Source organism: Sphingomonas sp. GW821-FHT12D09, assembly GCF_058807215.1.
This window is the reverse complement of sequence record NZ_JBXAQL010000001.1, coordinates 1,623,732-1,643,250: the sequence shown is the minus strand read 5'-3', so window position 1 is coordinate 1,643,250 and position 19,519 is coordinate 1,623,732. Positions and strand designations below refer to the sequence as shown.

Genomic DNA, 19,519 nt, shown 5'->3' with positions numbered 1-19,519 from the left:
GATTGACCAAGCTCACGCTTGTTTCAAGTGTAGCTCAGATCCAGCGGCGCACGGCGGCCTTGTAGCTGAGATAGGGTTCGCCGAACTTGACGGCGAGATAGGCTTCCTCGCGCTCGATCACTTCGCGCTGGATCACGAAGACCAGGGGGATGAGCAACAGCAGGGTCACCAGGCTGTCGAGCCAGATCGCCACGCCGGCATAGGCCAGCGCCATGCCGAAATACATCGGGTTGCGCGACCAGCGATAGACGCCGTCGGTGACCAGCGCGGTCGTGCGCTTCCAGGGCTGGGTATCGGTGCCGGCCGCGCGGAACAGGCCGATCGCCGAAAAGACGATGCCGATGCCCAGGATCGCGGCGAGCCAGCCGATGCCGCGCTCGGTCGAATGGCTGAGCGGAAGATCGGGGCTGCCCAGAAACCGGCCCAGCGCCAGCCCCACCACCAGCGTCCCCGCAAAGGCCGCCGGCGGCATGAACTTCACGCCTGCGCTATCCTGATCGATGTCCATGAAGCCTCCGGGCGTCCTGATGGACCGGCGTCGCCGCATGCGCAATCCTCTTGCCTTTGCCATCCAGTTCGGCTGGCATAGTATCTGTATTACTCGTATATATCACTTGCTTGTTTCGGGGGAAAGTTTTCGATGCAGGGCCACGCCGTCCATCCCAATCCACTGTTCAACCTGATCCCGATCGCGATCATCCTGGTCGTGCTCGCGCTGCGCTTCCGCCGGCTCACCCGCGAGCGGCCGCTCAAGATCGAGCGGCTGTGGATCGTGCCGGCGCTCTATGTCGTGATCGCCGGCATCACGTTCTGGAACATTCCCCCTTCGCCGATGACGTTGGCAGCGGCGTTTGCCGCGTTGCTCGCCGGCGCGGCGCTCGGCTGGCAGCGTGGCCGGATGATGCACATCAAGGTCGATCCCGATACGCACGAGATCTCGCAAAAGGGCTCGCTCGCCGCGATGGCCTTCATCATCGTGCTCGTGCTGGTACGTACCGGCGCGCGCAACGCCGAAGCGCTCGGCCTTCCGGGCATCCACTTCGACGTGATGGCGATGACCGACGTGCTGATCGCCTTCGCGCTCGGCATGCTGACGATGCAGCGCGTCGAGATGTTCCTGCGCGCCCGCAGGCTGCTCGAGGAAGTGCGCGGCGCGTGAAGCGCCATGCGCCCGCCACCGAGCGCAACCGCCAGCCGATCGCGGCAGTGCTCGCCGAAGTCCTGCCCGTCTCCGGCCGCGTGCTCGAGATCGCCAGCGGCACCGGCGAGCATGTCGCCTTCTTCGCGGAGCGCTTCGCAGGCATCATCTGGCAGCCGAGCGATCCCGACCCGGCCGCGCTGGGCTCGATCGTGGATTGGAGCGCCGGTCTGGCGAACGTCCTCCCGCCGCTGGAGATCGACGCGACGGCCGGTGACTTTCCTGCAGCGGACGCGATCCTGTGCGTCAATATGGTGCATATCAGCCCGTGGCAAGCGACGCTCGGGCTGCTCGCCGGGGCGGGGGAGACGCTGGCGTCCGGCACGCCGCTGATCCTCTATGGCCCCTATCGCCGCGAAGGCGTCGAGACCGCGCCGTCGAACGAGCAGTTCGAGCTGTGGCTCAAGGACAAGGACCCGCGCTTCGGCCTGCGCTTCGTCGAGGCGGTGAGCGAAGCCGCTGCGCCCCACGGGCTCGCGCTGGAGCGGCTGGTCGAGATGCCGGCGAACAACCTGATGCTGGTGTATCGGCGGGCCTAGACCGGCTCCATCTCCGCACCCGTTACTGCCGGTCCCACACCGCGCTTGCGCTCGCGCCACACGATGTACAGCCCGCTCGCGATGATGATGGGCGCGCCGAGCCAGGTCCAGGCGCTCGGCCACATGCCGAAGATCGCCCAGCCATAGAGCGTGCCCCAGATCAGGCTCGAATAGTCCATCGGCACCACTGCGCTCACCGGCGCGTGGCGCACCGATCCGGTCAGCGCGAGCTGGCCCACCCCGCCGATCAGCCCGATCCCCACCAGGATCGCCCAGGTCAGCGGATCATGCGCCTTGAACGCGAAGGCATAGGGGATCGCCAGCACCGGCACGGAAAGCACCGAGAACCAGAACACCGTCGTTCCCGTCGCCTCGGTCTTGCCGATCTGGCGCAGCAGGATCGCTACGATCGCGACGAACAGCGCCGCCAGCAGGCCCACCACCGCGCCGAACGGCGGGATGTGCGCGCTACCCGGCTGGGCGACGATCAGCACGCCGACGAACCCCGCGATCACCGCGCCCCAGCGATGCCAGCCGGTCGGCTCCTTCAACAGCACCGCGCCCAGGATCGTCGCGAAGATCGGCACGCTGAACTGGAAGGTCGTCGCCTCGGCCAGCGGCAGGATCAGCACCGCGCCGAAGGTGAAGACCATGCCGGTCAGCCCCACCGCGGTGCGCGAGACATGCGCGCCGAAGCGCCGGGTGCGGATCGACCCCAGCCCGCCGGGGCCGGCTGCGACCCAGGCGGTGACCAGCGGCACTGCCCAGAGCTGGCGGTGGAACATCGTCTCGACCAGCCCGGCGCCGCGGGCCTCGGCCAGCTTGATCAACGCCGACATGGTCGAAAGGCAGGCGATCGCGAACAGGCGGAGGAGGATGCCCTTCAGGACATGGTCGTCGGTCATCGGGCCCCGGCGGCCAGCATCTGCGGATAGGCCTGTTCGAACTGCGCGGCCGGCAGCGCCGCGGCCGCCTTCAGCGCCTCAAGCCCCTCGCTGCACGAAACCGGCTTCGCTCCCGCCGGCGCGATCGTCCGCCCCGCCGGATGGTCTCGTTCCGCGGCCGCCGCTTCCCACAATGCGATGTTCAGCGCGAGATAGCGTTCGCGCAGGTCGGGGGAAAACCAGCCGGCATCGTCCATTGGATCGGCGAAATAGGCCGCGCAGCGTTCCGGCGAGTCTGCCAGCCGTTCGACCAGCGCGATCTCGGCGTTCAGGTATGTCCGCAACTGCGCCGCCGGCGCCTGGGGCAGGGCGCTGCGGTGCCGCCGCGTCGCATCATAGACGAACGCGCCCGCCTCCTCCTGGAGTGTGCCCGGACTCCCGCCTTCCCGCGCCCGCTTGACGATCGCCTGCTTCAACGCGTCGAACACGTCGGGGAAGGTCCGCTGGATCGTGCGGTTGAGCGGTCCGCCCACCGGATCGGCGAGAAGCTGGCGCTCGACGAAAGCCGGATTGGTCAGCCCGGGCTTGGCGCCGATCCCGCTGATCTGCGCGACGAACATCGCCAGCACGCCCAGGATCACCGCGCCGAACGCAATCGCACCCCATCGCCGTCGCACCGTTCACATCCCCTTGCGTCTCGCCGCCCGCATAGCCGCAAGCAAGACCCGCGGACACCGCCTTGTGCGCGTTACAGCCGGGTCTTGCTGACCGCCAGCCAGCCGGTGATGCGATCGGCCTGTGCGGCGGGCAGCGAATCGATCCCACGCAGCATGTAGCGGTTGATCGCGCATTGCTGGGCCGGCGTCGCGCGGTTGAGCTTCGCCGTGTCGGTCCATATGTCGAACTCCGCCTCGCTCATGCCCTCGCGGCGGATCGCCTGGACCATCGCGATCGCATCGGGCCGGGCGATCTCGCCTGCCGGGATCACGCGCTTCATCGGGTGATCGCGCCCCGCTGCGGAGACATTGATCTGCTGGGCGGCGAAATCGACCAGCTGGATCTCCACCGGGCGCGAGAGCTGGTCGGTCAGGGATAGGCTCCTCATGCCGAAATGCGCGCAGGCAGCGATGTTCTCGCGTTCGAGCGCTTCGGCCAGGTCGATCTCGAGCTGGCGATAGAGCGCCAGGTCGCCGTGCGGCGCCTGGGCGAGCTCGGCCAAGTGGCGATGGGTAAAGCCCTGCATCCAGCTGCGCGTCTCCTGGGCGATCTCGGCGCGCTTCGCACCCGCCTGCAGCCGCTGCGACAGCGTGGCGCGCAGCACCAGGAACTCCTGTGGATAGCTCTCCTTGAGCGCGCGGTAGAGCGGCGCCACGGTCGGTTCCTTGAGGAGTATCTCCTCCACGCCTTCGGGCGTGCGTGCACGCTCCAGTCGGCCCAGGCCCCACCAGGTCACGCCCGCGAGCGCCGCCAATGCGATCACCACCACGACCACGCCGCCGATCAATCCGCCACGCGGCGCCTCGCGCGCAATTACGCCGTCATCCATGTGAAAAATCCCCCCTGCGCGGAGTAGAACAGCGGCGAGCGGCGGAATCAAGCCGCGGCATCGGCTCGCTTGCGGTGTGCCGGCCACGCATTTAGAGGCACAGCCATGATCAAGCATGCACTCAACGTCACCCGCGAGGGCGACTTCGCCCAATGGTACCAGACCGTCATCACCGAAGCCGACATGGCAGAGGAGAGCGGCGTGCGCGGCTGCATGGTCATCCGGCCTTGGGGCTATGGCATCTGGGAACGCATCCAGCGCCTGCTCGACGATCGCATCAAGGCGACCGGCCACGAGAATTGCTACTTCCCGCTGTTCATCCCGCTTTCGTACTTCGAGAAGGAAGCCGAGCATGTCGACGGCTTCGCCAAGGAGATGGCGGTCGTTACCCACCATCGGTTGATCCAGAAGGACGGCAAGCTCGTCCCCGATCCCGAGGCGAAGCTCGAGGAGCCGCTGGTCGTGCGTCCCACTTCGGAGACGGTGATCGGCGCCGCGTTCAGCCGCTGGGTCCAGTCGTGGCGCGACCTGCCCGTGCTGATCAACCAATGGGCGAACGTCGTCCGCTGGGAGATGCGCACCCGCATGTTCCTGCGTACCGCCGAGTTCCTCTGGCAGGAAGGGCACACTGCCCATGCATCCGTCGCGGAAGCGCGCGAAGAGACGATGAAGATGCTCGAAGTCTATCGCAGCTTCGCCGAGGAATGTGGCGCGATGCCCGTCATCGCCGGCGAGAAGCCCGAGAATGAGCGCTTCCCCGGCGCCGTCTCGACCTACAGCATCGAGGCGATGATGCAGGACGGCAAGGCACTCCAGGCGGCCACCAGCCATTTCCTCGGCACGACGTTCAGCAAGGCGCAGGACATCAAGTTCCAGAACAGCGCCGGCGAGCAGGAGCTGGCGCAGACGACGAGCTGGGGCATGTCGACGCGGATGATCGGCGGCCTGATCATGACGCACGGCGATGACGACGGCCTGCGCGTGCCGCCACGCCTCGCGCCCTGGCAGATCGCCATCGTACCGATGCTGCGCGACAATGACGAGGACGCCGCGCTGATCGACTATTGCAAGTCGCTCCAGGCCGAGCTCGCCAAGCTGTCGGCGTTCGGCGAGCCCGTGCGCGCGCTGCTCGACCTCAAGGCGATCAAGGCCGTCACCAAGCGCTGGGGCTGGATCAAGAAGGGCGCGCCGATCGTCGTCGAGGTCGGCGGTCGCGACATGGCCGGGGGCAACGTCTCGGTCACCGTCCGCACCGACCTGTACCGCGAGGACGGCAAGCTCAACTCGGCGATCATCGCGCGTGACGTGTTCCTCGGCGACGCGGTGGCGACGCTGGAGGCGGTGCAGGCGACGCTGTTCGAGCTGGCCAGCGCCCGCACCCAGGCGAACATCGTCCGCGACGTGACCGACTTTGCTGGGCTCGAGGGATATTTCGAAAAGGCCGGCAAGTTCCCGGGCTGGGTCGAAGTCGAATGGGCCAAGCCCAGCGGCGCCGATCTCGACAAGGTGGTCGAGCGGCTGAAGGCGCTCAAGCTCACTTTCCGCAACGTGCCCAACGATGCCGCGCCGGCCAGCGGCACCTGCATCTTCACCGGCGCACCGGCGGTGGAGCGTATCCTCGTCGCTCGCGCCTACTAACCAACCGTCACCCCGGCGAAAGCCGGGCCCAGGGTTACTCAGCCGCGCCGCTTGTGGCTCTGGGTCCCGGCTTTCGCCGGGATGACGAAGAAGGGGTGCGCTTGCCCCGCCGCCCAATTGCAGCGATAGCACGCGACCGTGCGCACCCTCTTTTCCACCCCGCTCTACGAGCAGCCGCTCGGCGACTCCGATCTCCTAGAAGCGCTGGAGGATTCCTGCCTCCAGCTCGCCGAGGACGACAGCGCCGGCCGCCGCTGGTGCCGCGAGCACAACTATCGCGGCTACACCAGCTACGCGTCGCTCAACGATCTTCCCATCCGCGACCCCAATTTCGCCGACCTGAAGCGCGTGCTCGACAAGCACGTCGCGAAGTTCGCCACTGCCTGCGCCTTCGATCTCGGGGGCAAGAAGCTCAAGCTCGACAGCCTCTGGGTCAATGTCCTCGACGGCAAGGGCGGGCACAGCGCGCATATCCATCCGCACAGCGTCGTCTCGGGCACGCTCTATGTGGCACTTCCCAAGGGGTCGCGCGGCCTCAAGCTCGAGGACCCGCGCCTCGCGATGATGATGGCGGCGCCGCCCCGCCGCGAGGATGCGCCCGAGGAACTGCGGAGCTTCTTCGAGGTCATCCCGGAGCCCGGCACCGTGCTGCTTTGGGAAAGCTGGCTGCGCCACGAAGTCCCGCCCGGCTCGGGCAAGGAGCAGCGGATCAGCATCAGCTTCAACTATCGCTGGGGATGACCGCCCGCCGCGCCTTCCTAGCCGGTGCGCTCACCCTGCCGCTCTCGGCGCGGGCCGGCGAGCCCTGGGATGCGATCGTCGATCCCGCCACCGGCACGCTGGGCGCCGCGCTGGCCAAGGCGGAGCGGGCAGGGCGGCCTTATCGCATCCTGCTCAAGCCCGGCATCTTCACCGAGAAGCTGACCGTCCGCGCGCCGGGCGTGACGATCCAGGGCAGCCCCGGCACGATCCTCCAATATGGCACCGCGGCAGGCACCGCGAAGCCGGGGGGCGGCACCTGGGGCACCGGCGGATCTGGCACGCTGACCATCGCCGCGCCGAACGTGGTCTTGCGCGGCCTCACCATCCGCAACAGCTTCGATTATATCGGTGCCAGGCGGGACAGCGCCGGCAATGGCGCCCAGGCCGTCGCGCTGGCGGTGGGCCGCGAGGCGGACCGCACCACGATCGATCGCTGCGTGCTGCTCGGCTATCAGGACACCTTCTACCTCCACACCCGCACGCTGGTTACCGAAACGCGGATCGTCGGCGGGGTGGACTTCATCTTCGGCGGCGCGGCGGCCTGGTTCGAAGGCTGCGAGATCGTCACGCGTTATGTGCCCAATGCCGAGGGGTTCGGCTATCTTGCTGCACCCAGCACGCCCGCCGTGCAGGAATTCGGCCTCGTTTTCTCGCGCTGCAAGTTGAAGCGCGAGCCCGGTGTGCCCGCCAACTCGACCTGGCTCGGCCGCCCCTGGCGCGCGGGCGGCAACATGGCGCTCACCGGCCAGGCGGCGTTCCTTCACTGCTGGATGGACGCGCATGTTCGCCGCGAAGGCTGGACCTGGATGGGGTTCAAGGGTCCGGACGGCGAGCAGCGCCGCCTGACGCCGCCCGAAGCGCGGCTGTGGGAGTTCGCGAATAGCGGTCCGGGCGCGGGCCCGGCGGGCGAGGATCGCAAACTGCTGACTGCCGAGGAAGCAAAGCGCTTCACGCGGGCGAACGTGATCGGGTTCTAGCTAAACTGTCATCCCGCCTTCGCGGGGATGAGGGATTGGGAGCGAGGAGCTTGCCATGCAAGAGGCTTGCTCCCGGCGCTCCGCCGGGTGCAATTCGCAGTCGCCCTTTTTGAACGGCCATTAGGTAGCGAGGCTTTCGTGGCTTTCCGCGGCGGATCGCGCGCCGTCGTAGGACGTCAGCAGATCACCAAGGTCAGTTGCCGTACCAGGCTCCGCTCGATCGGATCGTCGAACCGGCAGCCGATATGCGCGCCGTCGTTCCACACCACGGTGGCGGGCACGGGTTGGTCGCCGCGCAGGGCCAGCCACACCTTGTCGCCCTCACCATGCGGCGTCGCGCAGGCCAGGCGGCAACCATAGACGGAAAGGTCGTGGAGCATCGCCTCGATCGGGCGGTTACCGCGCTTGGTCACGGTGGCGCGCGTGACGAGGATACGATGCCGCGTCGCCGCGCGCTGCTCGACATGCGCGGATGTTACGGCCCGATACTGGGAGAATTTTGTCGCCATTCTCTCTCCACCCCGGGGCGAACCTGCCTTGCGATGGTTTAAGAAGGACTTAAGGCGCCGTTAGCGCTAACGGCTGGGATTGGTCTCGCCCAGCACCGCCTCTACCTTGGCCGCCAGATCCGACGGCGCGTGCAGCCCCAGCTTGCTGCGCCGCCACAGCACGTCCTCGGCAGTGCGTGCCCATTCATGGTCGCGCATCCAGCGTATTTCGGTGGCGGTCAGGCCCGCACCCAGATCCTCGCCGATATCGGTCACGTCGCGCAGCATGTCGCCCAGGCAGCAGCCATAGGCATGCGCCATCCGCTCGGCCCGCGTATCGCCCAGGAACGGCCAGCGCGCCTTGGCTTGCGCCACCCATTTGTCGAGACTGGCGATGGCGCCGCCGGGGAACACGCGTGCCCGGGTGACGGACTCGACATCGGCACCTAGCACCGGCCCGATCTTCGCCAGCGCCTCCTCGGCCAGTGCCCGCGCCGTGGTGATCTTGCCGCCGAAGATCGAAAGAAGGGGCGGGCCGTCTCGATCGAGCTCGAGCACATAGTCGCGCGTCACCGCCTGCGCCTTGGCGGCCCCGTCATCGTGCAGCGGCCGCACGCCGGACCAGGCCCAGACCACGTCCTCGGACGTGATCTGCCGGGTGAAATAGCGGTTCACCGCTTCGATCAGGTAGAGCTTCTCGTCCTCGCTGCACACCGCGTCCTCGGGTCGTTCGACCTGGATATCGGTCGTCCCGATCTCGGTGAATTCGCCTTCATAGGGGATGGCGAAGACGATCCGCCGGTCGGGCTGCTGGAGGATATAGGCATGGTCGCCGTCGAAGAGCTTGGGGACGACGATGTGGCTGCCCTTGACCAGTCGGACCTGCGAATGATTAGCAATAGCCAGCTTGTCGAGAAGGGCTCGCACCCAGGGGCCGGCCGCATTGACCAGCCCGCGCGCCTCGACGGTGCGTCCGTCTGACAGCTCCGCGCGCCAGGTCTCTCCTTCGCGTTTGGCGCTCAGCAGCTCGGTCCGCGTTGCGATCTCGGCGCCGTGCCCGGCGGCATCGACCGCATTGGCGAGGGTGAGGCGGGCATCATCCACCCGGCAGTCCGAATAGACGAAGCCGTTATGCGTGCCCTTGAGCGGATCGGTATAGGGTTTGTCGCCCCGGCGCAGCCCTCGCGAGCGCGGCAGCGAGGTGCCGCCGGCGAGCAGGTCGTAGATGTGCAGGCCCAGGCGCACCACCCACCAAGGCCGCACCGAATGGGCATGGGGCAGCACGAAGGTCAGCGGGCGGATCAGATGCGGTGCGGCATCGAGCAGCCGCTCGCGCTCGTGCAGCGCCTCGCGGACCAGGCGGAATTCATAGGTCTCCAAGTAACGGAGGCCGCCATGGATCAGCTTGGTCGAGGCGGAGCTGGTGTGGCCGGCCAGGTCGTCCTTCTCGACCAGCAGCACCTTGAGGCCGAGCAGCGACGCCTCCCGGGCGATTGCGCACCCGTTGATCCCGCCGCCGACGATGAGCAGGTCATATGTCACCGCGGCAAGGTACGGCGTTGGCAGGCGGCCCGCAAATCCCTATCTTGGGTGCCAATGGCAAAAACCAAAATCAAAGCTGGACTGCCCACACGGCAGCAGATTCTCGAATTCATCACCAATTCCAATACCCCGGCAGGCAAGCGCGAGATCGCCAAGGCCTTTGGGTTGCATGGGCAGGACAAGATTCTGCTCAAGGCCTTGCTCAAGGACATGAGCGACGAGGGGCTGCTCGACGTCGCCCCCGGACGCGCCTTCCACAAGATGGGCGGCATTCCGAAGGTCACCGTGCTGCGCGTCACCGATGCCGATGGCGACACCACCTGGGCGGTGCCCGAGAACTGGGAGGCCGAAGGCGTGCCCGTCCCGCGCCTCAGGGTCCGCGAGCCGCGCGGCAAGCGCTCGGCGCTGGGCATAGGCGACCGCATCCTGGCGCGCACCGAGGAGGCCGGCCAGGGCTGGATCGCGCACCCGCTGAAGAAGCTCGCCCGCGGCGAGGAGCTTATGCTCGGCGTGCTCAAGGAAGAGGCCGGGCGGCTCTGGCTCCAGGGCGTCGAGAAGAAGGAGCGGCGCAACTGGCCGGTCTCCGACGCCGGCGGGGCGCAGCCGGGCGATCTGGTGCTCGCCGAAAAGAGCGGCCGGGCGCCGCGGATCACCACCAAGGTGGTCGAGCTGTTGGGCGATCCCTTCGCCCCGCGCAGCTTCTCGCTGATCGCGATCCACCGGCATGGCATCCCCAATGTCTTCTCCGAAGAGCTGATCGCGGAGGCCGAGCGCGTCTCGCGGCTCGATCTCGGCAAGCGTGAGGACCTTCGCGACTTGCCGATCGTCGCGATCGACCCCGCCGATGCGCGCGACCATGACGACGCGGTCTGGGCGGCGCCCGACGACGATCCGCAGAATGACGGCGGCTGGAAGGCCGTGGTCGCGATCGCGGACGTATCCTTCTATGTACGACCCGGCTCGGAACTGGACCGCGAGGCTCGCAAGCGCGGCAACTCGGTCTATTTCCCCGACCGCGTCGTGCCGATGCTGCCCGAGATCCTCTCGGCCGAAGTCTGCTCGTTGAAGGAAGGCGAAGACCGCGCGGCGCTCGCTTGCCACCTCCAGATCGGCAAGCATGGCGAGCTGAAGTCCTGGCGTTTCTCCCGCGCCGTGGTCAGCATCGCGGCGAACATCGCCTATGAGGACGCGCAGGCGGCGATCGACGGCAAGATCGAGCATCCGCTGACCGAGACGGCGCTGAAGCCGCTCTGGGAATGCTGGCGGGCGCTCAACAAGGCCCGCGACAAGCGCGAGCCGCTCGACCTCGACTTGCCCGAGCGGCGTATCGTGCTCGATGAGATGGGTCGCATCCTCTCGGTGGCGCCGCGCGAGCGGCTCGATGCGCACAAGCTGATCGAGGATTACATGATCGCGGCGAACGTCGCGGCGGCCAAGGCGCTGGAGGCCAAGAAGGCGCCGGTGATGTACCGCATCCACGAGCCGCCGGCGCGCGAGAAGCTCGTGGCACTCCGCGAGTATCTCAAGACCTTCGGCGTCGAGTTCGCGCTGGGGCAGGTGATCAAGCCGGCGACCTTCAACCATATCCTCAAGCGGGTGGGCGAGAGCGATTTCCGTGAGCAGGTGATGCAGCAGGTGCTGCGCAGCCAGATGCAGGCGTCGTACGGGCCGGCGAACCATGGCCATTTCGGCCTGTCGCTCGGCAGCTATGCGCACTTCACCTCGCCGATCCGCCGCTATGCCGACCTGATCGTCCACCGCTCGCTTGTTGCTGCCTATGACCTTGGCCCTGGCGGGCTGACGCAGGACGAGGCGGCGACGATGGAGCGGATCGGCGAGAGCATCTCCAGTCTCGAACGGCGCGCCATGGAGGCCGAGCGGGAGACGATCGACCGCTATGTCGCGGCGTATCTGGCCAATCATGTCGGCGAGATCCTCGAGGCGCGGATCACCGGGGTGCAAAGCTTCGGCTTCTTTGCCACGGTGGACGGTGTCGGCGGCGACGGGCTGGTCGCGGCACGGGACCTGGGCACCGAATATTTCCGCTACGACGAAGCCGGGCAGCGGCTGGTCGGCGACCAGAGCGGCGACGAATTCACCATCGGCATGCGGCTCCAGCTGCGGCTGGTGGAGGCGAACCCGGTCTCCGGCGCGCTGCGTTTCGAACTGCCCGACGGCAAGGGTTCGGCCGGACCCTCGGGCTTCCGGCCCGAGCGGGCCAAGGGCCGGGCCACCCCGATCAAGCGGCGCGGGCGGCCTGCAAATATCCGCCACAATGGGAAGCGCCGTTGATCTGCGTCGATTGACCCGAAACGGCGGGGCTTTATGCTTTGGTTTCCACATCCGTCGGGGAAACGACACATGCTGAAGCCCGTCATCCTTGCCCTGGCGCTCGCCGCCGTGCCGATGCTGCCCGCCACCGCGCAGACTGCGTCGGCACCTGCTGCGCAGAACCCGTCGACTGCGGCGGACTTCGCCAAGAACATGCAGGGCGCCGTGGGCCAGAAGTTCGAGGGCGGCATAGTCCTCAAGGGGATTGCCTCGGAGGCGAACACGCTGGTGCTCCTCGTCGATGGCCCCAAGGACTGGCGCACCGGGCTGACAGCCGAGGCTATCTCCGACGCACTGGTCGGCGGCTTTTGCTCGACCGCGCCGCAATTCTTCACCAGCGGCGTGAAGATGCGCGTCGACTCGCTTGATGGCGGCAAGCTGCTCAAGGGGCCGATCGTCACCAAATGCCCTCCTCCGCCGCCCGCTGATCCGGCTGCTCCCAAGTGATCGCTTCCAACGTCCCCGTCACCATCGGAGCGCTGGCGGTGCGGGCCCGGCGCAAGATCCGGGCGCATTTCTTTGCCCAGCACGCGGTGACCCCCGAGGAGGCGGTTCCCTATCTGCCCCAGCATCGGATCGAAAAGACCCAGTTCGAGCGCATGCTCCGCCGTGGCGTCATCCATGAGGCGGGCGCCGGCCGCTACTGGTTCGACATCGTCGCCTGGCAGAAGCACCAGGACCGCGTTCGCGCCATCGCGGTCCCGCTGGTGATCGCCGCCTGCGTGCTGGTCGCCGGGTTGCTCCTCCTACTCTACTGAGAAACTGAGGCCGGCACTGGCCTCGAGCCGCTTTACCAGCGGCGCGGCCATCAGCGCGCCGGCGGTCCAGATGCCGCCCTTGCCCTCGGGCGGCACGTCGAAGATCAGGCAGAGCGCGCTCTCGGCGATCATCTTGCTGGTCGAGCCATAGCCCGGATCCTTGTCGCCCTTCACCACGGCGGTGACGCGCCGGCCGTCGGGCATCTCGGCGACGAAGGCGAGGTCGTAATAGCCGGTGTCGCGCGCTTCCTTGCTCGGCCCCTCGCCCGGCGCCGGGCCCTTGTCGGCCGCCATCGGATTGACCTTGGCGAGCGCTTCCGCCGCCGCCTTGCCGATCTCGCCCAGGCCCGGGACGACCAGCATCTCGTCATACAGGAAGTCCGCGCCATAGGGCTGGCCGGCCAGGAAATTGGTGCGGTGGACGTTCTTGGTGTTGATCACCGCCATCATGAAGGGCGCGGCCCAGGCGTCCACGGCTTCGTCATGATAAGGGAGCATGCCGTTCGGCTGCTTCGGCCCTTCGAACCCCGGGGTGAGCGAGAACGGATCGACCATGAACTTGAGGATCGCCGGATCCCGAGCCGCGGCGGCCATCGTCGCCTTGCCGCTGGCGAAGGTGCCGCCGGAGAAGGTGCCCTTCATCGCCCGCACCCGGCCCTTCACCCGCGGCGCCGGCGCGCCGAAACGCGCGATCGCTGCCTGCTGCGCGGTCCACACGCCAAGATCGAAGGGGATCGAATCGAAGCCGCAGGAAAAGACGATGCGCGCGCCGCCAGCCTTCGCAGCCGCTTCGTACTTGCGGATCATCTGCGCCATCCAGGCAGGCTCGCCGCACAGGTCGACATAGGCGGTGCCGGTCTCGACACAGGCGCCGAGCAGCGCCTCGCCATAGAGCTGGTAGGGGCCGACCGTGGTGATCACCACCGTGGCGCGGGCGGCCATCGCCGTCAGGCTGGCGGGATCATCTGCATTGGCGGTGAGCAACGGCGTTTCCGCCGACGCGCCGATCTCGTCGCGGACTTGCTCGAGCTTGGTCAGCGAGCGGCCCGCCATTGCCCATATCAGGTCGGGATGCTGCCCGGCGAGATACTCGGCGACGAGGCGGCCGGTAAAGCCGGTGGCGCCGTAGACGATAATATCGAATTCGCGGTCTGCCATCTTGTCGGTTCCTGCTCCTCGACGTTCAACCAGTTGGTTGAACGATTCCTTGAATCTCTTGATACGCGCCTTTGTGCGTGCGGGAGAGCGGCGGGGTGCCTTTCTCCCGAAACAGCTTCTGGGGCGGACGACTCACTGAAGCAGAGGAAATCCTATTTTGGAAGAGGGGGTATGGTGACCCGTCGCAATGTGGCGACTATCTGCTCCTCCTTCGTCATGCTGAACGCGTGTCCGCATCCAAGGCGCCGCGAGGGATATCGCCGGTGGAGCGTTGGACCCTGAAACAAGTTCAGGGTGACGAGAGTGGTACGGGCAGTCGGGTGCCACGGTCGGCGGATCAGCCCCGTGTTTCCCGCAACGCATTCCACAGCGCCTGCACCTGGCGGTTCAGCCCGCCCAGGTCCGCGCCGTCCATCCCCGAGCGCGCCAGCAGCTCCTCGGCGAGGCAGCCACAAGCCTCGCGCATCTCGGCGCCGCGCGGGGTGAGGTGGACCTGGACCTGGCGCTCGTCCGCGGGATTGCGCTCGCGCTTGAGGAAGCCGGCGGCCTCGAGCCGCTTCACCAGCGGCGTGATCGTGCTCGATTCGAGTGCCAGCCGCTCGGCGATCGCGCCGACGGTGCGGCCGTCCTGCTCCCACAAGGCGTGGAGGACGAGATATTGCGGATAGGTGATGCCGAGCCGGTCGAGCATCGGCTTGTAGGCGCGGGTGATCGCCATGCTGGTCGCATAGAGCGAGAAGCAGAGCTGGTCGTCGAGGGGGAGGGCCGCAGGCATCATCTGTCTCCTTGGCCGAAGCCATATCATCGGAATCTATATCGCGATAAATATTTTGCTGGACAAGGCCCGGCACGATCATTAGCAGAATGTTATCGCGATAATAGATATCGCAATATGATATGGAGATCGAGCATGCCCGTGAACGTCCTGTACAGCACCCGCGCCACGTCCACCGGCGGCCGCGATGGCGAAGCCCGCAGCGAGGATGGCCGCTTCACCGCCAAGCTCTCGACGCCGAAGGAACTGGGCGGCGCCGGTGGCGAAGGCACCAATCCCGAGCAGCTGTTCGCCGCGGGCTATTCGGCCTGCTTCATCGGCGCACTGAAGGTTGCCGGCCAGCAGCTGAAGATCAAGGTGCCGGCCGAAACGAGCGTGACCGCCACCGTGGGCATCGGCCCGCGCGCCGCCGGCGGGTTCGGCATCACCGCCGACTTGGAAGTGAACTTGCCGGGCGTCGAGCGCGCAGAGGCGGAGCAGCTGGTCGCCGCTGCGCACCAGATCTGCCCCTATTCGAACGCCACCCGCGACAATGTGGATGTCGGGCTGACCGTCGCCTGAAGTGCATAGCCAGTGCCAGCCCGCAGAATGCGAGCCATCCGCATTTTTCCGGGCTGGCAGCTGATCTATGCAATCGTGAAGGAACGCGGACCATGGTAAACGCGCTTAGTGCATTGCCATGGGGGCAACCTGCGGCCTGATCGGCGAAAGGAAGCGATGGCTAGCGCGTGGGCGGACAATGCGGAGACCGGGGGGAGTACGGCGGCATATCGCTGGGCGACCTGGCTGCTCGCCTTTTCGGTAGCGCTTCCCGCCTTCAACCTGGTTGGATGGATATTTGCGATCCCCATGCTGCGTGGCATGGGGAATCCGAACTACGCGATCGCGCCGCTCCCGACGGCGCTGTTCCTGCTGGTCGCGCTCAGCGCGCTGCTGGCGCATCTGCGGCGCAACCGGGCCGTGTACCTGGTGATCGCAGTGCCCCTGGTGCTGCTGGCGTTGCTGGCGGTGCAATATGCGGCCGGCGTGGATTTCGCACTGGGACGGCTGTTGTTTGCGCAGCAGGTACAGGCGTTGCGCGTGTTCAACCACGGTGTGCCTGGGACCGGGGCCACCAGCGTGCTGTTGCTCGATTGCATCGCCGTCCTCCTGATCACCAGCGGCAGGGCGAAGCTGCGAACCGGCGCAGTGATCCTCGCCAGCTCGAGTATCGGCCTGACCGTGCTGACAGTGGCGATGATGTGGATAACGCTGCCCTCCGCCTTCGCGCCGGCATTCATCGGGCGATCGAGCATGTCGGCGCTGCCCAACCTGACCCTGGCAGTGGCGCTCCTGCTTCATGTGCTGAACGAGCGGCAGGAAGGCGAGATAGGCTTCGAATACCGGCTGTTTCGGCGCCTTTCGCCGGCGATCGTCATGCTGCCCGTTTTCCCCTCGCTGCTTGCCCTTTTCACGGTCGGCGGCGACCTGCTGAGCCTCAACGAGGCGCAGTTCCTGGTGGTGTCGTGCAACATCCTGATCGTTACGCTTCTGCTGATCATCGGGTTGCGCAGCGTGCGCAAGCAGGGCGAGGCGGTGCGTCTGCGCGAAGAGCAGCTGCGCTCCATCCTGGACGGCGTGCCCGACGCCGTGGTCATCATCAACCATGAGGGACGCTCGAAGGAGTTCAGCGCCGCCGCCGGCCGGCTGTGGCGGCTGCCGCCCGAAACCGGGCCGGGGTGCGAGATGGCCGACTATCTCGGCGACCGGGAGGGGGCGAAGCTGGCCAGGCTGCTCGCGGAGGAGCAGCCCGAATTCCTGCTGACCGGCGAAGGCGTGCGCGCCGACGGGACACGGTTTCCGCTCGAATTGCGCGGTGCGGCATTCCGCGGGACCGACGGCGCGACCTGCTTCACGCTGTTCGCGCGCGACCTGTCCGATAAGCTTGCCGCCGAGCAGCATGTCGCCAAGCTCGGCGCGCAGCTGGCGCATGTCTCGCGCCACAATGCGATGGGCGAACTGGCCGCCGACCTGGCGCATGAGCTGAACCAGCCGCTGACCGCGGCGATCAACTATCTCTCCGCCGTCGGCTATCTGCTCGACCAGCGCGGCGACGACACCAATGCGCCCGAGATGGTCGGCCATGCGCGCAACCAGCTCGCGCGTGCCGGCGAGATCATCCGACGGATGCGCGACTTCGCCCAGCACCGCGACGTCGAAAAGCGTGTCGAGCCGCTGATGCCGATGATCGACGATGCCATTCAGCTCGTGCGCGCCGGCACCGGCGGACATCATGTCGATATCGAGCTGGCGGTGGAGCCGGACGACGTCCAGGTGTTCGTCGACCGCATCCAGTTCCAGCAAGTGGCGGTGAACCTGCTGCGCAACGCCGTGGAGGCGATCCGGACGAGCGAGCGCGGGCGCGGCAAGATCCTGATCGCGGCCAGCCAGGTCGATGCCGACTGGGTGGAGCTGCAGTTCATCGACGACGGGCCGGGCGTTCCCGAGCCGATCCTCGACCAGCTGTTCGAGCGGTTCACCTCGACCAAGGCGGGGGCCGGGATGGGGATCGGCCTGTCGATCTCGCGCCGCATCATCGAAGCGCATGGCGGCACGATGAGCGCGGTCAACGGCATTTCGGGCGGCGCGACCTTCCGCTTCACCCTGCCCGCGGCGACGCCGACTGCGGTGGAGCTGAGTGTGGTGCAGCGGCCGGTCTGATTTCCCTCCCTTGCAGGGAGGGAATGAGGGAGATGACGGTCTCAGCCGAGAGGGACCAGAAGTCCGATCGCGATGCCGATCTGCACGACGGCGATCAGCCAGAGCCAGGTGGAGAAGGGCTGCTTGCGCGTCTTGTGACGGAAGAGTTGCCGCGCCGCGAAGGCGCCCGGTGTGCCGCCCAGCAGCGCAAGCTGGAGAAGCTGGGCCTCGGGGATGCGGCGCGCGCCCGCGATCGCGCGTTGCTTGTCCTGCCAGAAGCGCAGGACCGTCCACGCATTGACGGCAAGCAGCCAGGCGAGCCAGCCTGCCCAGAGCTCGGGCGGCAACGCGGCCGGCATCAGCCCGCGTCGTGGAACTGGAGCGATGCAAGCCTGGCGTAGAGCCCGCCCTGGGCAACCAGCTCGGCATGGGTGCCGGTCTCGACGATGCGGCCGTCGTCCATCACGATGATCCGCCCGGCGGCGCGCACGGTGGCGAGGCGGTGGGCGATCACGAGGGTAGTGCGGTTCTCCATCAGCCGATCGAGCGCGTCCTGGACGAGGCGCTCGCTCTCGGCGTCGAGCGCGGAGGTGGCCTCGTCGAGGAGGAGGATCGGCGCGTCGCGCAGCAGCGCGCGGGCGATGGCGATGCGCTGGCGCTGGCCGCCCGACAGGCGCGCGCCGCTTTCGCCGAGGAAGGTGTCGAGCCCCTGGGGCAGTTCGCGCAGGAATTCGGCGGCGTTGGCGGCCTCGGCCGCGGCCCAGAGCTGCTCGTCGCTCGAGGCCCAGGCGCCGTAGCGGAGGTTGTCGCGGGCGGTTGCGCCGAAGATCACCGTGTCCTGCGGGACGATCGCCATGCGGGCGCGGATCTCGGCCGGGTCGGCGGACTTGAGCGGCACGCCGTCGACGCGCACCTCGCCGCTGTCCGGATCGTAGAAGCGCTGGAGCAGCTGGAACAGCGTCGACTTGCCGGCGCCCGAGGGGCCGACCACCGCGACCGTCTCGCCGGGGCGGACGTCGAGCGAGAAGTCGCTGAGCGCCGACACTTCGGGTCGGGTCGGGTAGCGGAAGGTGACGTTGTCGAAGGTGAGCGCGCCCTGGGGCGGCTGGGGCAGGGCGACCGGGTTGGCCGGGGCGGCGATGTCCGGCTGCTCCTGGAGCAGCTCGGCGAGGCGGCTGGCGGCGCCCGAGGCGCGCAGCAGGTCGCCATAGACTTCGGTCAGCGTGCTGAACGAGCCGGTGACGAGGCCCGCGGTGAGGATGAACGCCATGATCGAGCCGCCCGAGGTGCGGCCCGCGGCGACGTCTGCCACCGCGGCCCAGACGATCAGCACGATCGCGGTGAACAGCGCGCCGATCACCATCGCGGTCATGACCGCGCGCAGGCCGAAGCGGCGCTTGCCGGCCTCGAAAGTGCGGGTGACGGCGCCTTCGAAGCGCTCGCCCTCGCGCTGCTCCTGGCCGAACGCCTGGACGATGCGCATCGCGCCAAGCGTCTCCGAGGCGATCGAGCCGACATCGGCGACGCGGTCCTGGCTGTTGCGGGAAAGCTGGCGGACGCGGCTGCCCAGCCAGACGATCGGCAGGATGGTGATGGGGATGCCGATGACGAGATAGGCGGCGATCTTGGGCGAGAGCGCGAACAGGTAGATGATGCCGCCTGCGCCGGTGAGCAGGTTGCGGAGCGCCATCGAGACCGTGGAGCCGACGACCTGCTCGACGATCGCGGTGTCCGCGGTGAGGCGCGAGGCGATTTCGGACGGGCGGTTCTCCTCGAACCATTTGGGCGGCAGTCGCAGCAGGTTGCGGTGCACCGCGACGCGCAGGTCGGCCACGGTGCGCTCGGCCAGCCAGGAGACGAAGTAGAAGCGCACCGCGGTGAACAGCGCGAGCGCCAGTACGACGAGCAGCAGGCCCTCGAAATAGATGCCGATCTTGCTGGTGTCCGCGCCGGCCGCGAAGCCGTGGTCGACGATGACCTGGAAGGTGCGCGGGATCAGCAGCGTCATCACCGACGAACCGATCAGCGCGACGATCGCGATCAGCAGCTGGAGCGGGTAGCGCCGGGTGAAGCTCCACACCACGAGCAGGTTGGAAAGCTTGCGCTTCGGCGGCGTTTCGAGCGTGGGCGCAGGCGGGACGGGTTCGGCCATGCGCGGCGGACTAGCGCGATTGGCGGGGGAGGGGAAGGCGGGACGCGGCCTGCGGTTATTCTCGCGCAGGAGAATAAATCGGGGATGGCGGG

The 19,519-nt window shown here is 67.5% G+C and carries 20 protein-coding genes; 10 read left to right on the top strand and 10 right to left on the bottom strand.

Annotated elements, in window-relative coordinates; translation table 11 throughout:
* Positions 1 to 34 precede the first annotated feature (34 nt).
* The gene (locus tag AC1RPL_RS07415; protein ID WP_493068607.1) at positions 35 to 508 is read right to left on the bottom strand and encodes a methyltransferase family protein; all 474 of its coding nucleotides are present in this window, start codon (positions 506 to 508) and stop codon (positions 35 to 37) included.
* Positions 509 to 640: 132 nt separating this feature from the next.
* Here AC1RPL_RS07415 and AC1RPL_RS07410 point away from each other — a divergent pair, with 132 nt between their 5' ends.
* Positions 641 to 1,159 (top strand): CcdC protein domain-containing protein, encoded by a 519-nt coding sequence (locus AC1RPL_RS07410; RefSeq protein WP_493068606.1) that lies wholly within the window; start codon positions 641 to 643, stop codon positions 1,157 to 1,159.
* Positions 1,156 to 1,737, top strand: a complete 582-nt coding sequence (locus AC1RPL_RS07405) for a DUF938 domain-containing protein (RefSeq protein ID WP_493068605.1) — start codon at positions 1,156 to 1,158, stop codon at positions 1,735 to 1,737. The genes AC1RPL_RS07410 and AC1RPL_RS07405 overlap by 4 nt, the downstream gene beginning before the upstream one ends.
* Here AC1RPL_RS07405 and AC1RPL_RS07400 read toward each other — a convergent pair.
* The 3 genes from AC1RPL_RS07400 to AC1RPL_RS07390 form a co-directional block, all read right to left on the bottom strand.
* Entirely contained in the window at positions 1,734 to 2,642 is a 909-nt protein-coding gene (locus tag AC1RPL_RS07400; protein WP_493068604.1) for a DMT family transporter, read from the bottom strand. The two genes, AC1RPL_RS07405 and AC1RPL_RS07400, sit on opposite strands and share 4 nt — an antisense overlap.
* Positions 2,639 to 3,298, bottom strand: a complete 660-nt coding sequence (locus tag AC1RPL_RS07395; protein ID WP_493068603.1) for a hypothetical protein — start codon at positions 3,296 to 3,298, stop codon at positions 2,639 to 2,641. Before AC1RPL_RS07395 ends, AC1RPL_RS07400 begins: the two co-directional genes overlap by 4 nt.
* Before the next feature lie 71 nt (positions 3,299 to 3,369).
* Complete coding sequence (locus tag AC1RPL_RS07390) at positions 3,370 to 4,167, bottom strand: hypothetical protein (RefSeq protein ID WP_493068602.1); 798 nt, start codon at positions 4,165 to 4,167, stop codon at positions 3,370 to 3,372.
* A gap of 105 nt (positions 4,168 to 4,272) precedes the next feature.
* Between AC1RPL_RS07390 and AC1RPL_RS07385 the strand changes: the two genes are divergently transcribed.
* The 3 genes from AC1RPL_RS07385 (at position 4,273) to AC1RPL_RS07375 (ending at position 7,544) form a co-directional block, all read left to right on the top strand.
* Positions 4,273 to 5,805 carry an aminoacyl--tRNA ligase-related protein gene (locus tag AC1RPL_RS07385; RefSeq protein WP_493068601.1) on the top strand — a complete coding sequence of 511 codons (1,533 nt, stop codon included), beginning with the start codon at positions 4,273 to 4,275 and terminating at the stop codon, positions 5,803 to 5,805.
* 138 nt (positions 5,806 to 5,943) lie between these two features.
* Positions 5,944 to 6,546, top strand: a complete 603-nt coding sequence (locus AC1RPL_RS07380) for a TIGR02466 family protein (RefSeq protein WP_493068600.1) — start codon at positions 5,944 to 5,946, stop codon at positions 6,544 to 6,546.
* Positions 6,543 to 7,544 (top strand): pectinesterase family protein, encoded by a 1,002-nt coding sequence (locus tag AC1RPL_RS07375; RefSeq protein WP_493068599.1) that lies wholly within the window; start codon positions 6,543 to 6,545, stop codon positions 7,542 to 7,544. Before AC1RPL_RS07380 ends, AC1RPL_RS07375 begins: the two co-directional genes overlap by 4 nt.
* Positions 7,545 to 7,720: 176 nt before the next feature.
* On the opposite strand, the gene AC1RPL_RS07370 is transcribed toward AC1RPL_RS07375, so the two are convergent.
* Entirely contained in the window at positions 7,721 to 8,053 is a 333-nt protein-coding gene (locus AC1RPL_RS07370; RefSeq protein WP_493068598.1) for a PilZ domain-containing protein, read from the bottom strand.
* A 66-nt stretch (positions 8,054 to 8,119) separates the two neighbouring features.
* Positions 8,120 to 9,574 (bottom strand): glycerol-3-phosphate dehydrogenase, encoded by a 1,455-nt coding sequence (gene glpD, locus AC1RPL_RS07365; protein ID WP_493068597.1) that lies wholly within the window; start codon positions 9,572 to 9,574, stop codon positions 8,120 to 8,122.
* 54 nt (positions 9,575 to 9,628) lie between these two features.
* On the opposite strand from glpD, the gene rnr reads away from it, so the two are divergent.
* The 3 genes from rnr (at position 9,629) to AC1RPL_RS07350 (ending at position 12,663) form a co-directional block, all read left to right on the top strand.
* Positions 9,629 to 11,866: a ribonuclease R gene (gene rnr / locus AC1RPL_RS07360; RefSeq protein WP_493068596.1), complete on the top strand. Its 2,238-nt coding sequence runs from the start codon at positions 9,629 to 9,631 to the stop codon at positions 11,864 to 11,866.
* 69 nt (positions 11,867 to 11,935) lie between these two features.
* Complete coding sequence (locus AC1RPL_RS07355; RefSeq protein ID WP_493068595.1) at positions 11,936 to 12,352, top strand: hypothetical protein; 417 nt, start codon at positions 11,936 to 11,938, stop codon at positions 12,350 to 12,352.
* On the top strand, positions 12,349 to 12,663 hold the full coding sequence (locus AC1RPL_RS07350; protein WP_493068594.1) for a hypothetical protein: 315 nt from the start codon (positions 12,349 to 12,351) through the stop codon (positions 12,661 to 12,663). Before AC1RPL_RS07355 ends, AC1RPL_RS07350 begins: the two co-directional genes overlap by 4 nt.
* Here AC1RPL_RS07350 and AC1RPL_RS07345 read toward each other — a convergent pair.
* Positions 12,652 to 13,821, bottom strand: coding sequence for a saccharopine dehydrogenase family protein (locus AC1RPL_RS07345; protein WP_493068593.1), 1,170 nt, complete (start codon positions 13,819 to 13,821; stop codon positions 12,652 to 12,654). The two genes, AC1RPL_RS07350 and AC1RPL_RS07345, sit on opposite strands and share 12 nt — an antisense overlap.
* Positions 13,822 to 14,158: 337 nt before the next feature.
* Positions 14,159 to 14,596, bottom strand: a complete 438-nt coding sequence (locus AC1RPL_RS07340) for a MarR family winged helix-turn-helix transcriptional regulator (protein ID WP_493068592.1) — start codon at positions 14,594 to 14,596, stop codon at positions 14,159 to 14,161.
* Between the two features lie 135 nt (positions 14,597 to 14,731).
* Between AC1RPL_RS07340 and AC1RPL_RS07335 the strand changes: the two genes are divergently transcribed.
* Positions 14,732 to 15,157, top strand: coding sequence for an organic hydroperoxide resistance protein (locus AC1RPL_RS07335; protein ID WP_493068591.1), 426 nt, complete (start codon positions 14,732 to 14,734; stop codon positions 15,155 to 15,157).
* A gap of 156 nt (positions 15,158 to 15,313) precedes the next feature.
* Positions 15,314 to 17,296, top strand: coding sequence for a sensor histidine kinase (locus AC1RPL_RS07330; protein WP_493068590.1), 1,983 nt, complete (start codon positions 15,314 to 15,316; stop codon positions 17,294 to 17,296).
* 41 nt (positions 17,297 to 17,337) lie between these two features.
* On the opposite strand, the gene AC1RPL_RS07325 is transcribed toward AC1RPL_RS07330, so the two are convergent.
* Positions 17,338 to 17,634 carry a DUF1294 domain-containing protein gene (locus AC1RPL_RS07325; RefSeq protein WP_493068589.1) on the bottom strand — a complete coding sequence of 99 codons (297 nt, stop codon included), beginning with the start codon at positions 17,632 to 17,634 and terminating at the stop codon, positions 17,338 to 17,340.
* Complete coding sequence (locus AC1RPL_RS07320; protein WP_493068588.1) at positions 17,634 to 19,427, bottom strand: ABC transporter transmembrane domain-containing protein; 1,794 nt, start codon at positions 19,425 to 19,427, stop codon at positions 17,634 to 17,636. The genes AC1RPL_RS07325 and AC1RPL_RS07320 overlap by 1 nt, the downstream gene beginning before the upstream one ends.
* Between the last annotated feature and the right edge of the window lie 92 nt (positions 19,428 to 19,519).

Coding starts and splice junctions, on each gene's coding strand:
- AC1RPL_RS07415 (WP_493068607.1), bottom strand. CDS start 508: ATGGACATCGATCAGGATAGCGCAGGCGTGAAGTTCATGCCGCCGGCG.
- AC1RPL_RS07410 (WP_493068606.1), top strand. CDS start 641: ATGCAGGGCCACGCCGTCCATCCCAATCCACTGTTCAACCTGATCCCG.
- AC1RPL_RS07400 (WP_493068604.1), bottom strand. CDS start 2,642: ATGACCGACGACCATGTCCTGAAGGGCATCCTCCTCCGCCTGTTCGCG.
- AC1RPL_RS07390 (WP_493068602.1), bottom strand. CDS start 4,167: ATGGATGACGGCGTAATTGCGCGCGAGGCGCCGCGTGGCGGATTGATC.
- AC1RPL_RS07385 (WP_493068601.1), top strand. CDS start 4,273: ATGATCAAGCATGCACTCAACGTCACCCGCGAGGGCGACTTCGCCCAA.
- AC1RPL_RS07375 (WP_493068599.1), top strand. CDS start 6,543: ATGACCGCCCGCCGCGCCTTCCTAGCCGGTGCGCTCACCCTGCCGCTC.
- AC1RPL_RS07370 (WP_493068598.1), bottom strand. CDS start 8,053: ATGGCGACAAAATTCTCCCAGTATCGGGCCGTAACATCCGCGCATGTC.
- rnr (WP_493068596.1), top strand. CDS start 9,629: ATGGCAAAAACCAAAATCAAAGCTGGACTGCCCACACGGCAGCAGATT.
- AC1RPL_RS07355 (WP_493068595.1), top strand. CDS start 11,936: ATGCTGAAGCCCGTCATCCTTGCCCTGGCGCTCGCCGCCGTGCCGATG.
- AC1RPL_RS07345 (WP_493068593.1), bottom strand. CDS start 13,821: ATGGCAGACCGCGAATTCGATATTATCGTCTACGGCGCCACCGGCTTT.
- AC1RPL_RS07340 (WP_493068592.1), bottom strand. CDS start 14,596: ATGCCTGCGGCCCTCCCCCTCGACGACCAGCTCTGCTTCTCGCTCTAT.
- AC1RPL_RS07335 (WP_493068591.1), top strand. CDS start 14,732: ATGCCCGTGAACGTCCTGTACAGCACCCGCGCCACGTCCACCGGCGGC.
- AC1RPL_RS07330 (WP_493068590.1), top strand. CDS start 15,314: ATGGCTAGCGCGTGGGCGGACAATGCGGAGACCGGGGGGAGTACGGCG.
- AC1RPL_RS07325 (WP_493068589.1), bottom strand. CDS start 17,634: ATGCCGGCCGCGTTGCCGCCCGAGCTCTGGGCAGGCTGGCTCGCCTGG.
- AC1RPL_RS07320 (WP_493068588.1), bottom strand. CDS start 19,427: ATGGCCGAACCCGTCCCGCCTGCGCCCACGCTCGAAACGCCGCCGAAG.